Source organism: uncultured Amaricoccus sp. (assembly GCF_937891315.1).
Lineage (GTDB): Bacteria > Pseudomonadota > Alphaproteobacteria > Rhodobacterales > Rhodobacteraceae > Amaricoccus.
Window position 1 is genome coordinate 14,251 of the sequence record NZ_CALAGI010000173.1, and the last position, 12,832, is coordinate 27,082.

Genomic DNA, 12,832 nt, shown 5'->3' on the forward strand with positions numbered 1-12,832 from the left:
CAATGCAGGAATTCGTGAGCCTATTGGCTCACCGATTCCAGATAGGCGATGACATTGGCGCGGTCCTCGGCCTTCGGCAGGCCGGCGAAGGACATCTTGGTTCCGGGCACCGCTTCCTTCGGGCTGTTCAGGAACACGAACAAGGCATCGGGCGTCCAGTCGCCGCCGTGGCTCTTCATCGGGTCCGAATAGGCGAAGCCATCGACGCTGCCGACGGGGCGTCCGATGACATGGTCGAGATGCGGGCCGACCGCGTTGTTGCCGTCGATCTTGTGGCAGGTCGCGCATTTCTTGAACACTGCCTGACCCTTGGCCACGTCGGCCGACGCGACCAGCGCGGCCACGTCCACCTGCTCCTCGGCCGTCGCGGCCTCGCCGCCGCCCGCGCCATCGGGCACGCTGATCACATAGGCGACCTCTTCGCTATGTGTGTCGAAAATAAGTCCCGAGAAGAACAGAAGCAGCAGGAATGCCAGCAGGCTTCCGCAGACCGCGCCTACGATCTTGGTGACTTCCATCGTGTTCATCGCTCACTGGCACCTTGCTTGGGGGCGGCGTCGCCGAGGTTCGCTTCCAGCGAAGTTCTACCCGGATCGCCGAAGGCTGCGCAAGACCGCGCAGCGTGACGAATTGCCCCGGCAGGGTCGGCGCGACCTCCGAGGGGCCTCCCGCGCTCTTTCGCTCGCCAGGGGTTTCTGCGATGGTCCCGACCATTTCGCAGCGAAGGGTTCCGTGAATGGGTCAGAAGACCAACGCGATCTCGTTCCAGGGCACGCGCGGCGCCTATTCGCACCAGGCCTGCGCCGAGGTGTTTCCAGAGATGGAGGCGCTGCCCTGCACGACGTTCGAGGATGCGATCGCCGCGGTGAAGGAAGGCCGCGCCGACCTTGCCATGCTGCCGGTCGAGAATTCGACCTATGGGCGGGTGGCCGACATCCACCATCTGCTGCCGGAATCGGGCCTGCATATCGTCGGTGAGCATTTCCTGCGCATCCATATCAATCTCCTCGGCGTGCCGGGCGCGCGACTCGAGGACATCCGCGCCGCCATGAGCCACACCGTTCTGCTCGGACAGTGCCGCGCCTTCCTGCGCGAGCACCGGATCACCCCGCGCACCGGCGCCGACACCGCCGGCTCGGCCGAGATCGTGGCGCGGACCGGTGACCCCACGCTGGCCGGCCTCGCCTCCGAGATCGCGGGCGAGATCTACGGGCTGAACGTCCTCGCCCGCCATATCGAGGACCAGAAGAACAACACCACGCGTTTTCTCATCATGGCGCCGGAGCCGATGATCGCGCCGCCGGGCGATGTGCTCACCACCTTCGTCTTCCGGGTGCGCAACATCCCCGCCGCGCTCTACAAGGCGATGGGCGGCTTCGCCACCAACGGCGTCAACATGATCAAGCTCGAAAGCTACATGGTCGGCGGCGAATTCACCGCGACCCAGTTCTACGCCGACATCGAGGGCCACCCGGACGAGCCGGCGGTCGCCCGGGCGCTGGAGGAACTCGCCTATTTCACCACCAGCCTCGAGTTGCTCGGCACCTATCCCGCGCATCCCTTCCGGCGCGCCCGGTCGTGAGCGGCGGTCGCCCGGGTCGCGACGGAGGGGAGGGATGAGGGACGCCGAGGCCGTCACCTTCGCCGGCGCCTCGATCGATCGGGCGACTCATCTGCGCGCCGACGGCGCCGCGCTCGGTCGACTCGCCGCCGAGCCGGCTGCGCGCTGCCTTGCCCTGTCGCGCGGCCGCCCGCTCCTCGATTTCGGGGGCGCCGGTCCGCGGCTCGGCTGGCTGCCGCTGTCCGCCCCGCTGTTCGAAGGTGCCTCCGGTCCCGTTTTTCTGGGTATCGAGGCCGGCGCCCCGCGTTTCGCCCGCGAGATCCCCGACTGGCCGGACCCGACCGTCGCCGAGGATGGCACCGAGGGCCATCCCGCCCTGGCCGCCGATCTGCGCTTTGGCGATCTCCGCGGACTGATGGCGGCGCTGACACCGGGCGACGCTGGCAACGCGGCGGCGGCCAAGGGCATCTTCGCCTGGCACGAGACCCACCGCTTCTGCGCCAATTGCGGCGCGGGGTCCGAGATCGCCGAAGCGGGTTGGAAGCGGACCTGCCCCGCCTGCGGCGCGCAGCATTTTCCGCGCACCGATCCCGTGGTGATCATGCTCATCACCCACGGCAATTGCGTGCTGCTCGGCCGTTCCGCCGCCTGGCCGCCGGGGATGTATTCCCTGCTCGCCGGCTTCATGGAGCCCGGCGAGACGATCGAGGCCGCCGTGCGTCGCGAAACCTGGGAGGAGGCGGGCGTGCCGGTCGGCCGGGTCGACTATCTTGCCAGCCAGCCCTGGCCCTTCCCGTCGAGCCTGATGCTCGGTTGTCGCGGAGAGGCGCTGGCCCGCGAGATCCACCGCGATCCGAACGAGCTGGAGGACGCCCGCTGGGTCAGCCGCGAGGGGGTGCTGGCCGCGCTCTCCGGCCAGGATCCGGATCTGCGCCCGGCGCGCCGCGGCTCGATAGCCCGCTTCCTGATCGAGCGCTGGCTCGCCGACGCGCTCGACTGATCCCGGAGAGGATTCCCCATGCGCCTGATCTCGCTTCTCGCCCTTCTCGCCGCGCCCGCCCCGGCGCTGGCCGACGATGTCATTCCGGCGCTGACCGCGACCTATGTCTGCGCGGGTGGCGCGGTCCTGCGGGTCGCCTATCTCAATCCGTCGCCGGATGACTCGCTGGCCGTGGTGGACTACGGCGGCCGTCTGATCCCGATGCGCGCGGGGCCGACGGGCTCAGGGGTGCGCTATGTCGCCTTCGATCCCGTCCCGGGCTTCGTCTGGCACGGCAAGGGTCCGGACGGGACGCTCTTCACCGATGGCGAGAATGGGCAACGGGCGATCCTCGAAGATTGCCATCAAGTCGGTTCCTGAGGACGGGCCAAAGGTTCGCCGCCCCGGGGGCGAGCCCCGGGACGGCGGCGTTTCAGGCCCGGCGGATCACTGCGCGGGCACGGTCGCCGGCGCCGGCGCGGGCGCCGGGGCGTTGGGCAGCGTGCTCACGTCCTCGGAGGAAATGTTGGTTCCGAGGGTGAAATTCACCAGATCCGACACGGTGAACTTGCCGTTCGTGCCGAATTCCGGCTTCCAGTCCGGCGCCTGGGCGATGTAGGAGGCCTTGTCCGCGTCGAGGATCGCCGCGAAGGTGCGCGCGACGATCCGCGCCCCGACGCCGGCCAGCCGGAAGCCCCCGGTCAGCGTCTCGGCCTCGCGCAGGATGTAGAACCACAGCGGCGCCGGTCCCGTGCCGCCGGGCACGTCCTTCCAGATCTGCGCGTCCGTCAGCTTGCGTGCCACCCGGAAATGCGCCGCCACGTCCTGGCCGCTCGGCAGGCGGGCGTCGATACCCCGTTGCAGGTTGCGCGACGCCAGCGACCGGCGCGGGGCGGTCGAATCGGAATCGACCACGGTGTTCGGCAACTTCAGGAGCGGCGTGGAGATGCGGATGTCGATCAGCTTGCCCGGCTGCGCGCCGGTGCCGAAGAAGGATGCCCAGTCGATGCGCAGACCCTCCGGCACCACGCGCCCGCCGCGCAGGTCGCGCGAGAAGTCGGGATCATCGACCGCGCCGGGGAAGATCGCCGCGGCGCGCACCGGCTGGCCCGGGACGATCGGCGCCAGCAGATAGCCCGGCCGCACCTGACTGTGGCCGAAGCGATAGGCCGCGACGCTGAACTCCACCGGCATGAAGGCGTTGCCATCCTCGGGGAAGCGGAACGGCATCTCCTCCAGCGCCTGACGGATCACATGCGCGCCGACGGTGCGCGCCAGGAACTCGTTGACCACGATCCACTGATAGTGCCAGCGAACCTGCGTCTGCGCCTTCTCGAAACGCTCCTGAATCCCGAGCGCGGGGTCGGTGTGATCGTTGAACACCTTGTTGTGGAACAGCAGGAACAGCCGGTGCAGCTGCGAGACGATGAGGTTCTCGTCGTTGCGCGGATCGCCGATCAGCGCGGTGCCATCGCTGTTGCGCGGCAGGTCGAAGCCGTTGTCGCCGAGCAGCATGCGTCCGGGGTTGTTCTTGTCATAGAGGAACGGCTGCACCTTCGGCCCGAGCCCGTAGACACTGTCGAGTTCCAGCGCCGGGGTGCGGAAGTTGCGCAGGGCGTAGGGGTCGATCTGCTGCTCGAGATTGGAGGTCGCATCGAGCGTCAGGTCATGGTCGATGAACTGGCCGAGGAAGGTATAGCCGGCTTTGATCCGGAGATTGTCCTGGCTGGTATCGGACGGAGGCGGCGCGCCGCCGTCCATCGCCCCGCCAATCTTGCCGAGTTCCTCCGGCCCGGGCTTGAACGACTTCAGCGAGCGGAGGTAGGGCAGCATCCGACCGAACCGGCCGGGTTCGTTGAAACGACCGCGCGGAACGTCGCAGCCGCGCTCGAACCGTCCGGGGCCATAGCCGCCGCCGTGGGCGCAGTTGAAGGGAGTCGTCATGTCGGTACCTCGCTGGCGAAATGAGCTGTGCTGATGCGGAAATGGTCGAACTCCGGGCGCAAATAGGCACGGATATCAGTCGGCCACTGGGCCGTTATTCAGGCTTGTCCAATCTGGTCCGTCGTTGAAATTCAACCGGCGGCTAAACGCGCTGCGGAAACTTTCGAATGCGCATAGATTAACACAGATTCGGTTCGTCGCAAAGCGTCCCTGCGCGGAAGACGATCATCGCGGAAAAAGCGGCGGCGCCGGAGGCCTGGCGTCCCGCGCCACGCGGCACTCCTCGGGCGTCGGTCGCCGGAGGCGATCTACAGTGACCGCCGCGCCATCAGCGCGGCGCCGATGGTGCCGTCGTCGAGATAGTCGAGCTCGCCGCCGATCGGAACGCCCTTCGCCAGGGACGTGATCGCCGCGCCGCTACCCGCCAGCAGGTCGGCGATGTAGTGCGCCGTGGTCTGGCCGTCGATCGTCGCATTGAGCGCGAGGATCACCTCATGCCCGCCCTCGGCCCGGACCCGCGCCAGAAGGGCCGGGATGCGCAGCGCCTCGGGCCCGACCCCGTCGAGCGCCGACAGCACGCCGCCGAGCACGTGATAGGTGCCGCGGAACGCGGCGCCGCGCTCCATCGCCCAGAGATCGGCGACGGTTTCGACGACGCAGATCTCGCCGGTCGCCCGCCTCGGATCGGCGCAGATCGCGCAGAGCGGGCCGCTGGCGATATTGCCGCAGCGGTCGCATTCCCGCGCCGTCGCCGCCACCTCGGCTATCGCTTGCGCCAGCGGATCGAGCAGCTGCGCCCGGCGTCGGATCATCTGCAGCACCGCGCGCCGCGCCGAGCGCGGGCCGAGTCCCGGCAGCCGCGCCATCAACGCGATCAGCCGGTCGATCGCCTCGTCGCCGCCCGCGCCCGTCATCCTCGACCCGCCTCAGCCCGCCCTCAGAACGGCAGCTTCATGCCTTCCGGCAGGTTCAGCCCCTCGGTCACCTTGGCCATCTCGGCCTGCGCGGCGACGGCTGCGCGTTGCTGCGCGTCCTTGATCGCCGCGACGATCAGGTCCTCGACCACCTCGCGCTCGTCCGGATCGAACAGGCTCGGATCGATGGCAAGTGCCTTGACCTCGCCCTTGGCGGTGGCGGTCACCTTGACGAGGCCGGCGCCGGCCTCGCCGACCACCTCTGTCGCATCGAGCCGCGCCTGCACGTCGCCCATCCGCGCCTGCATTTCCTGCGCCTGCTTCATCAGCTTGGCCATGTCGCCGAGCTGTCCGAGCCCCTTCAGCATCCCCTAGTCCTCCTGTGCAAAGGGATCGAACGGATCCCAGTCATCATCCTCGGTCACGTCCGCCTCGGCCGGCGCGGGTTCCAAAACCGGTTCGGGCGGGCGTACGTCCTTGATCACCGCGCCGGGAAAGGCGGCCAGCACCGCTTGCACCAGCGGATGCGCCGCCGCCCGCGCATGCAGGTCGCCCCGGATCTCGGCCCGGGTTTCGGCGATGGTCGCCGCGCCGCCGGAACCGACGATCGACACGCCCCAGCGCACGCCGGTCCAGCTCTGCAACCTTTGCGCCAGCCGCGCGGCGAGCTCCGGCGCCGCCTCCGCCGCCGGTTCGAATTCGATGCGCCCGGGCGTGTATTTCGCCAGCCGGACGCCGGTCTCGATCTCCACCAGCAGGCTCATGTCCCGCCGCGCGCGCACCAGCGCCACCACGTCGTCGAAGCTCTGGTACCGGGCGAGCGGCGCGATCTCCAGGGGCGCGGTCGGGGCAGGGGGCACGACCGCGGGCGCCGCGAGCGCCTGGGCCCCGCCACCGCCGCGCGGCGGTGGGACCGCGGGACCGGCCGCGACGCCGGCCGGCACGGGCTCCGCCGTCAGCCGGCGGATCAGTTCCTCGGGGCTCGGCAGTTCGGCGACATGGGTGAGGCGGATGATCGCCATCTCGGCCGCCATCATCGCGTTCGGCGCCGCGCCGACCTCCTCCAGCGCCTTCAGCAGCATCTGCCACATCCGGGTCAGCGCGCGCATCCCAAGGCCGGCGGCGAAATCGAGACCACGCGCCCGCTCGTCCGGGCCGATGGTGGGATCGTCCGCCGCCTCGCGCGTCAGCTTCACCATCGATACCCAGTGCGTCACCTCGGCCAGGTCGCGCAGTACCGCCATCGGATCGGCGCCTTCGGCATATTGCCCGGCGAGTTCCCCCAGCGCCCCGACCGCGTCGCCCCGCATCACCGCCGCGAAGAGATCGAGCACCCGGGCGCGATCGGCGAGGCCGAGCATCGCCCGCACCTCCGCCGCGCTCGTCTCGCCGGCGCCATGGGCGATCGCCTGGTCGAGCAGCGACAGCGCGTCGCGCACCGAGCCTTCCGCCGCCCGGGTGATCAGCGCCAGCGCGTCGGGCGCCACCGTCACCCCTTCCGCCGCGGCGATCCCGGCGAGATGCGCCAGCATCGCCTCGGGCTCGATGCGCCGCAGGTCGAACCGCTGGCAGCGGCTCAGCACCGTCACCGGCACCTTGCGGATCTCCGTGGTCGCGAAGATGAACTTCACATGCGCCGGCGGTTCCTCCAGCGTCTTCAGCAGCGCGTTGAAGGCCGAGGTGCTCAGCATATGCACCTCGTCGATGATATAGACCTTGTAGCGCGCGCTCGCTGCCCGATAGGCGACGGAGTCGATGATCTCGCGGATGTCGTTGACGCCGGTGCGCGAGGCGGCGTCCATCTCCAGCACATCGACATGCCGGCCCTCGGCGATCGACCGGCAGGCGTCGCAGATCCCGCAGGGCTCGATCGTCGGGCCGCCGGCGCCGTCCGGCCCGACGCAGTTCAGTCCCTTGGCGATGATCCGCGCGGTGGTGGTCTTGCCGACGCCGCGCACACCGGTCAGCACGAAGGCATGCGCGATCCGCTCCGCCTCGAAGGCGTTGCGGAGCGTGCGCACCATCGCCTCCTGACCGATCAGGTCGGCGAAGGTCGCGGGCCGGTACTTGCGGGCGAGCACCCGATAGGCGCTGTCTGCGGCGGCGTCGGTCAAGGGCGCTCCGTCTGACTTGTGGCCCCCTCAACCTATGCCCGGCCCGGGACGGGAGCAAGGGAGCCTCACCGCTTGCGATGCCTGATCTCTCGCTTGACCGACTTGTGGAAACGGCCCCAGGCCCGGTCACGCGCCCGGCTCTCGGCAAGGCTGGCGCTGTTGCGGGCGTCCTCCCGCGCCAGCTTCCGCCAGCGCGCCAGCCGGCCGGCATCGAGCGCCCCCGCCTCGATCGCCGCCCGCACGGCGCAGCCCGGTTCGCCATCGTGGCCGCAGTCGCCGAAGCGGCAGCCCTCGGCCAGGTCGGCGATATCGTCGAACACCGCCCCGATCCCGTCGGCGACGTCGGCCAGTCGCAGCGCGCGCATCCCCGGTGTGTCGATCAGCCAGCCACCGCCGAGCGTCCGATGCAGGGTCCGCGCCGTCGTCGTGTGTCGACCGTGCGCGTCGTCCTCGCGGATGCCGTTGGTCAGCAGGGCCGCTCCGGTCAGCGCGTTGGTCAGCGTGGACTTGCCGACGCCGGACGACCCGGTCAGCGCCACGGTCTGGCCGCCGCCGCACCAGCCGGCGAGCCGCGCCACCGAAGCCTGATCGAGCGCGTTCACCGCCTCGACCGGCAGCGCCGCCGACAGCGCCCGCGCCCGATCGGCGTAGCTGTCCGGATCGTCGCAGGCATCGACCTTGGTCAGCACGATCACCGGCGTCACCCCGGCCTGACGGGCCACCGCCAGGTACCGTTCGAGCCGTGCGGCATTGAACTCGGCGTTGCAGGAGGTGACGATGAACAGCGTGTCGAGGTTGGCCGCGATCAGTTGCGCGTCATGCCCGGTACCGGCCGCCCGTCGCCCGAGCAGCGACTTGCGCTCGAGAATGCGCAGAGCCCGCCCGCTCGCGCGCTCGACCAGCAGCCAGTCGCCGACCGCGATCGCCTCGGTCGGCAGCGCGACGCCGGTGGTGACGCGCCTCGCGCCGTCGGGTCCGAGCACGTCGACACCGTTGCGGTGCACCGCCGCGACGCGAACCGGATCGGAGTCGGTCTGCTCGACCGCGTCGAGTCCGGCCTGGAAATAAGGCGACCAACCGAGGTCGCGCAAGGAAAGTGGATCGAGAATCATGTCGGGATCGCCCCTGTCAATGGCATCGGCAACCCGCGGAGCGCGGGCGGCGTAACCGGACAATCCTCGACGGGTAAACCTAGTGCGTGCGCACGACGACGAGGGCCGCCCGGGCGGCATTGACGACGACAGTCATGAAATCAGCCCTCCTGTGCTGCGTCCCGATCGGTGAGAGGCTGACAGCGACCCAAGCGGGTCCCGTTGCGGCTGCTTCCTTCCGGACCTGACCGGGTTGGCGGGGCGCCTGCCCGCGCCAACCTCTCACGGTGGCTTATACGCCCGGCGCCACATCGCCACAAGGGGCGGTCGCGGGGACTTCGTGACGTCATGCGCCGAGCAGGGGCTGTGTCAGCCCGGGCTCATCCCGCGCAGCTTCTCGGACCGCCGGCGCAGGATTTCCAGCGTCGCGAGCAGGATAACCGAGATCGAGATCAGAACCGTCGCCACGGCGAGGATCGTCGGCGAGATCTGCTCGCGCAGGCCGATGAACATCTGCCAGGGCAGGGTCTTCTGGCTGGCCGAGCCGACGAAGAGCACCACCACCACCTCGTCGAAAGAGGTGATGAAGGCGAAGAGCGCGCCGGAGATCACGCCCGGCAGGATCAGCGGCATCTGCACCTTGAAGAAGGTCGTCACCGGATTGGCCCCGAGATTCGCCGCCGCCCGCACCAGGCTGCGGTCGAAACCGACGAGGGTCGCGGTCACGGTGATGATGACGAAGGGGATGCCGAGCACGGAATGCGCCAGAACCACGCCCCAGTAGGTGCCCTGCAACCCGAGGCGGGAATAGAAGAAATACATGCCGGCGGCCGAGATGATCAGCGGCACGATCATCGGTGAGATCAGGATCGCCATGATCGCGCCGCGGAACGGCACGTGGCTCTGGCTGAGACCGATCGCGGCGAGCGTGCCGAGGACGACGGCGATCACGGTCGCCACCGGCGCGATGCGGAACGAGTTCCAGAGCGCGGTCTGCCAGTCGGGATTGGTGAAGAAATCCTGATAGTGCCGCGTCGAGAACCCGGCCGGGTCCAGCGCCAGCATCTCCGGCGTGAAGGTGAAGAAGTTCGACGCGTTGAAGCTGAGCGGCACGATCACCAGGATCGGCATGATCAGGAAGAACAGGATCGCCACGCAAATCGCGCGAAAGCCCCAGTACCAGAGGCGCTGGCCGGTGGAGGCATAGGGAGGAAGCGCGGCCATGTCGTTACCCCAGCTTGACGTTGTCGATGCCGACGATCCGGTCGTAGGTATAGTAGAGCACCAGCACCACCATCAGCAGCAGGGTCGCCAGCGCCGCCGCGAGGCCCCAGTTCAGCGACGACGAGATGTGGTAGGCGATCCGGTTCGAGATGAAGATCCCGGAGGTGCCGCCAACGAGCTCGGGCGTGATGTAGTAGCCGATGGCGAGGATGAAGACGAGGATCGCTCCCGCGCCGACGCCCGGCACCGTCTGCGGGAAATAGACCCGCCAGAACGCCGTCCAGTCGTTCGCGCCGAGCGATTTCGCCGCCCGCAGATAGGTGGGCGGGATCGTCTTCATCACCGAGAACAGTGGCAGGATCATGAAGGGCAGGAGGATGTGCGTCATGGCGATGATCGTGCCGGTGGCGTTGTTGATCATCACGAGGCGCCCGGCGTTGTCGATGATGCCGGACCAGACCAGCAGGTCGTTGATGACGCCCTGCTGCTGCAACAGCACCTTCCAGGACGCGGTTCGCACGAGGAGCGACGTCCAGAACGGCAGGAGCACCAGGATCATCAGGAGGTTGGACGAGCGCAGCGGCAGGCTCGCCAGCAGATAGGCGATGGGGTAGCCGAGGACGAAGCAGGAAAAGGTGATGGCGAGGCTCATCGCCACTGTGCGCAGGAAGAGCTTCACATAGACCCGCTCCGCCTCCGGCTTCACCGAAATCCCGTCGGGCGTCAGCCGCAGATCGACCGCGTTCAGGAGATAGCCGGCGGTATAGGAGCCGGAAAACAGCTGGATCGTCTGCCAGACGGCCTCGTCGCCCCATTTCGGATCCGCCGCGAGGAATTGCGGCTTCAGCGGCTGGGTCTCGTCCATTTTCCGGATGTCGCGGGTCACGCCGCGCATCAGCGAGGAGATGCCGGAGGTTTCGTAGTTCAGGCGCTGGCCGAGGCGGGTATTGGTCTTGTTCGCCACCGCGACCGTCAGGTCGTCGTAGAGCGCGGCAAACACCGGCTCGTCCGGGATCTCGCCACTTTTCGCGTCCCAGTCCGCGAGCGCGGCGACGGTCTTCGGAAGGGTCTCCGGCACGATCTGGTTCTCGACCGAGCGGAACAGCATGTCGCCGATCGGGAACAGGAAGGTGACGAGCACGAAGATCAGGAGCGGCGCGATCAGCATCAGCGATCGTGCCTTCTGGGCCCGCAGCGCGCGGCTCAGGCTCTGCTTCAGCGGTGTGCCGTCGGCGGCGAGCATCGGTCCCGCGGGGGCGTCGGTCATCGCGCGCGTACCTCCGGGCCGGGGCGGCCAGTGTCGGAATACCCGGTGTCGGAAGACATTCGGGGGGCGGCGATCGTCAATCCCGATACAGAGCAGGCCATCATCGCTTCCCTCCGGCTGTCGATGGGGCCGGCCGGGTGGCCGGTCCCCTTTTTCGTTCGATGTCGGACCGACGCCTACTTCGCCAGCCAGGCCTGGAACTTGGCCTCGACCTCGTCCTGGTTGTCGGCCCACCACTCGATGTTGTTCACCAGAAAGTTCTTCTGGTTCGCCGGGTTGGTCGGCATGTGGGGCGCCATGTCGATGCCGAGGGTCGCATGCTGGCCGACGAGCGGCTGTGACGAAGCGCGGGCGGGACCGTAGGAGATGTACTTCGCCTGGTCGGCGAGGCGCTGCGTGTCGGTGGCGTAGTAGAGGAAGTTCATCACCCGGTCGAGCCGGTCCTTGGGCAGGTTGGCCGGCACGATCCAGCCGTCGAAGTCGAAGACCTGCCAGTCCCACAGCATGGCGACCGGCTGCTTCTGCTCCTCGATCACCGAGAACAGGCGGCCGTTGTAGGTCGAGCCGAACACGATCTCCTTGTCGGCGAGCAGCTGCGGCGTCTCGGCGCCGGCCGACCACCAGACGGTCTGGTCCTTGATCGTGCCGAGCTTCGCCAGCGCCCGGTCGACGCCCTCGGGGGTCGAGAGCACGGTGTAGAGTTCTTCCTTGGCGACGCCGTCGCAGATCAGCGCCCATTCGAGGTTCTTCTTCGGACGCTTCTCGAGGGCCCGCTTGCCGGGGAACTTCTCCAGGTCGAAGATGTCGCAGAGCGAGGTCGGGACGGCGCCGTTCCAGGCGGCGACATCGGTACGGTAACCGAAGGTCGTCGAGAAGACGATCTGCGGGATGAAGCATTCGTTGATCAGGGACGGGCCGAAATCGGCCTCGGGCGTCTCGCCGCCGATTCCGGGGGCGAGCGCCGTCGCGAAATCGATCGGCATCGCAAGGCCTTCGTCGCAAAGCCGCTGGCTGTCCGGGCCCTCGACATCGACGAGATCCCAGGTGACGTTGCCTGCTTCGAACTGGGCGCGGAGCTTCGCCACCGCCTCGTTCGAGCTTTCGTCCCAGGTGAAGCCGGTCTTGGTCTCGGCGGCGTAGGGCTCGGTATAGGCCTTCTGCTGCGAGGTCTGATAGGCGCCGCCCCAGGAGACGACGGTCATCGCATCGGCGCAATCAGCGCAAGGCTTGAGGTCGGCGTCCTGGGCGCTTGCCATGAGGGGCATGAGCGCGACGGCGGAGGCGCCGAGGAGCAGTCTGAGGTTCATTCTGTCGTAACTCCCTGAGAAACAGTCGGTCTTTGTTTGAAGGCTTGGCCTTTGCTTGAAGGCGTGGTTCGCGCGCGGGTCCGGGCGGACCGGCGCGGGTTTCAGGCGGAGTCGAGCGCGCGGCAATCCGCCACGTGCCAGCCGATCACCACCTTTTCACCGGCCGCGAGACGTCGCTGATCGACCGCGTTCCGGCATTTCATGATGAAATTGTCGTTCCCGGCGACGCGCAGCCGCGTGCGGAAGCTGTCGCCCATGTAGATGAACTCCAGCACCTCGGCCTCGATCCGATAGGTGTCTTGCGGCAGGCGGTCGGGCCGAAACTCGACCCGCTCGGGACGGATCGAGATCAGCGTCCGGTCGCCCGGCTTCGAGACATTCACCAGATCGGAAGAGCACACGTCTGAACTCCAGTCACGCCAATGTATCTC

Annotated in this window: 12 protein-coding genes and 1 other RNA gene; 3 read left to right on the plus strand and 10 right to left on the minus strand. The window is 68.3% G+C overall.

The annotated features are described in order from the left end of the window. Positions 1-20 precede the first annotated feature (20 nt). Positions 21-518 carry a cytochrome c family protein gene (locus Q0480_RS17255; protein WP_366940879.1) on the minus strand — a complete coding sequence of 166 codons (498 nt, stop codon included), beginning with the start codon at positions 516-518 and terminating at the stop codon, positions 21-23. 218 nt (positions 519-736) lie between these two features. On the opposite strand from Q0480_RS17255, the gene Q0480_RS17260 reads away from it, so the two are divergent. The 3 genes from Q0480_RS17260 to Q0480_RS17270 are packed head-to-tail and all read left to right on the plus strand — an operon-like array spanning position 737 to position 2,921. Beyond that, the gene (locus Q0480_RS17260) at positions 737-1,582 is read left to right on the plus strand and encodes a prephenate dehydratase (protein ID WP_299134855.1); all 846 of its coding nucleotides are present in this window, start codon (positions 737-739) and stop codon (positions 1,580-1,582) included. A 34-nt stretch (positions 1,583-1,616) separates the two neighbouring features. Next, positions 1,617-2,561, plus strand: coding sequence for an NAD(+) diphosphatase (nudC, locus tag Q0480_RS17265; RefSeq protein ID WP_299134857.1), 945 nt, complete (start codon positions 1,617-1,619; stop codon positions 2,559-2,561). 18 nt (positions 2,562-2,579) lie between these two features. Continuing rightward, the gene (locus Q0480_RS17270; protein ID WP_299134860.1) at positions 2,580-2,921 is read left to right on the plus strand and encodes an MliC family protein; all 342 of its coding nucleotides are present in this window, start codon (positions 2,580-2,582) and stop codon (positions 2,919-2,921) included. Between the two features lie 66 nt (positions 2,922-2,987). On the opposite strand, the gene Q0480_RS17275 is transcribed toward Q0480_RS17270, so the two are convergent. The 9 genes from Q0480_RS17275 to Q0480_RS17315 form a co-directional block, all read right to left on the minus strand. Further along, positions 2,988-4,484: a heme peroxidase family protein gene (locus tag Q0480_RS17275; protein WP_299134862.1), complete on the minus strand. Its 1,497-nt coding sequence runs from the start codon at positions 4,482-4,484 to the stop codon at positions 2,988-2,990. 308 nt (positions 4,485-4,792) lie between these two features. Then, a complete protein-coding gene (gene recR, locus Q0480_RS17280) occupies positions 4,793-5,398 on the minus strand; it encodes a recombination mediator RecR (RefSeq protein ID WP_299134863.1) in 606 nt (201 codons plus the stop codon). A gap of 23 nt (positions 5,399-5,421) precedes the next feature. Continuing rightward, positions 5,422-5,766 carry a YbaB/EbfC family nucleoid-associated protein gene (locus Q0480_RS17285; RefSeq protein WP_299134866.1) on the minus strand — a complete coding sequence of 115 codons (345 nt, stop codon included), beginning with the start codon at positions 5,764-5,766 and terminating at the stop codon, positions 5,422-5,424. A gap of 3 nt (positions 5,767-5,769) precedes the next feature. Continuing rightward, on the minus strand, positions 5,770-7,512 hold the full coding sequence (locus Q0480_RS17290) for a DNA polymerase III subunit gamma/tau (protein ID WP_299134868.1): 1,743 nt from the start codon (positions 7,510-7,512) through the stop codon (positions 5,770-5,772). Positions 7,513-7,577: 65 nt separating this feature from the next. After that, on the minus strand, positions 7,578-8,624 hold the full coding sequence (rsgA, locus tag Q0480_RS17295) for a ribosome small subunit-dependent GTPase A (protein WP_299134870.1): 1,047 nt from the start codon (positions 8,622-8,624) through the stop codon (positions 7,578-7,580). 166 nt (positions 8,625-8,790) lie between these two features. After that, an RNA gene (gene ffs, locus Q0480_RS17300) (signal recognition particle sRNA small type) lies at positions 8,791-8,888 on the minus strand. Positions 8,889-8,972: 84 nt separating this feature from the next. After that, complete coding sequence (locus Q0480_RS17305) at positions 8,973-9,827, minus strand: ABC transporter permease (protein WP_299134873.1); 855 nt, start codon at positions 9,825-9,827, stop codon at positions 8,973-8,975. Between the two features lie 4 nt (positions 9,828-9,831). Further along, on the minus strand, positions 9,832-11,094 hold the full coding sequence (locus Q0480_RS17310; protein ID WP_299134875.1) for an ABC transporter permease: 1,263 nt from the start codon (positions 11,092-11,094) through the stop codon (positions 9,832-9,834). Positions 11,095-11,270: 176 nt separating this feature from the next. Further along, positions 11,271-12,359, minus strand: a complete 1,089-nt coding sequence (locus tag Q0480_RS17315) for an extracellular solute-binding protein (protein WP_299134881.1) — start codon at positions 12,357-12,359, stop codon at positions 11,271-11,273. Positions 12,360-12,832 lie beyond the last annotated feature (473 nt).

Bases quoted from the DNA above. Each gene is read 5' to 3' on its own strand.
- Q0480_RS17275 (WP_299134862.1), bottom strand. From the start codon at position 4,484: ATGACGACTCCCTTCAACTGCGCCCACGGCGGCGGCTATGGCCCCGGA.
- nudC (WP_299134857.1), top strand. From the start codon at position 1,617: ATGAGGGACGCCGAGGCCGTCACCTTCGCCGGCGCCTCGATCGATCGG.
- Q0480_RS17255 (WP_366940879.1), bottom strand. From the start codon at position 518: ATGGAAGTCACCAAGATCGTAGGCGCGGTCTGCGGAAGCCTGCTGGCA.
- Q0480_RS17270 (WP_299134860.1), top strand. From the start codon at position 2,580: ATGCGCCTGATCTCGCTTCTCGCCCTTCTCGCCGCGCCCGCCCCGGCG.
- recR (WP_299134863.1), bottom strand. From the start codon at position 5,398: ATGACGGGCGCGGGCGGCGACGAGGCGATCGACCGGCTGATCGCGTTG.
- Q0480_RS17305 (WP_299134873.1), bottom strand. From the start codon at position 9,827: ATGGCCGCGCTTCCTCCCTATGCCTCCACCGGCCAGCGCCTCTGGTAC.
- Q0480_RS17315 (WP_299134881.1), bottom strand. From the start codon at position 12,359: ATGCCCCTCATGGCAAGCGCCCAGGACGCCGACCTCAAGCCTTGCGCT.
- Q0480_RS17285 (WP_299134866.1), bottom strand. From the start codon at position 5,766: ATGCTGAAGGGGCTCGGACAGCTCGGCGACATGGCCAAGCTGATGAAG.
- Q0480_RS17260 (WP_299134855.1), top strand. From the start codon at position 737: ATGGGTCAGAAGACCAACGCGATCTCGTTCCAGGGCACGCGCGGCGCC.
- Q0480_RS17310 (WP_299134875.1), bottom strand. From the start codon at position 11,094: ATGACCGACGCCCCCGCGGGACCGATGCTCGCCGCCGACGGCACACCG.
- rsgA (WP_299134870.1), bottom strand. From the start codon at position 8,624: ATGATTCTCGATCCACTTTCCTTGCGCGACCTCGGTTGGTCGCCTTAT.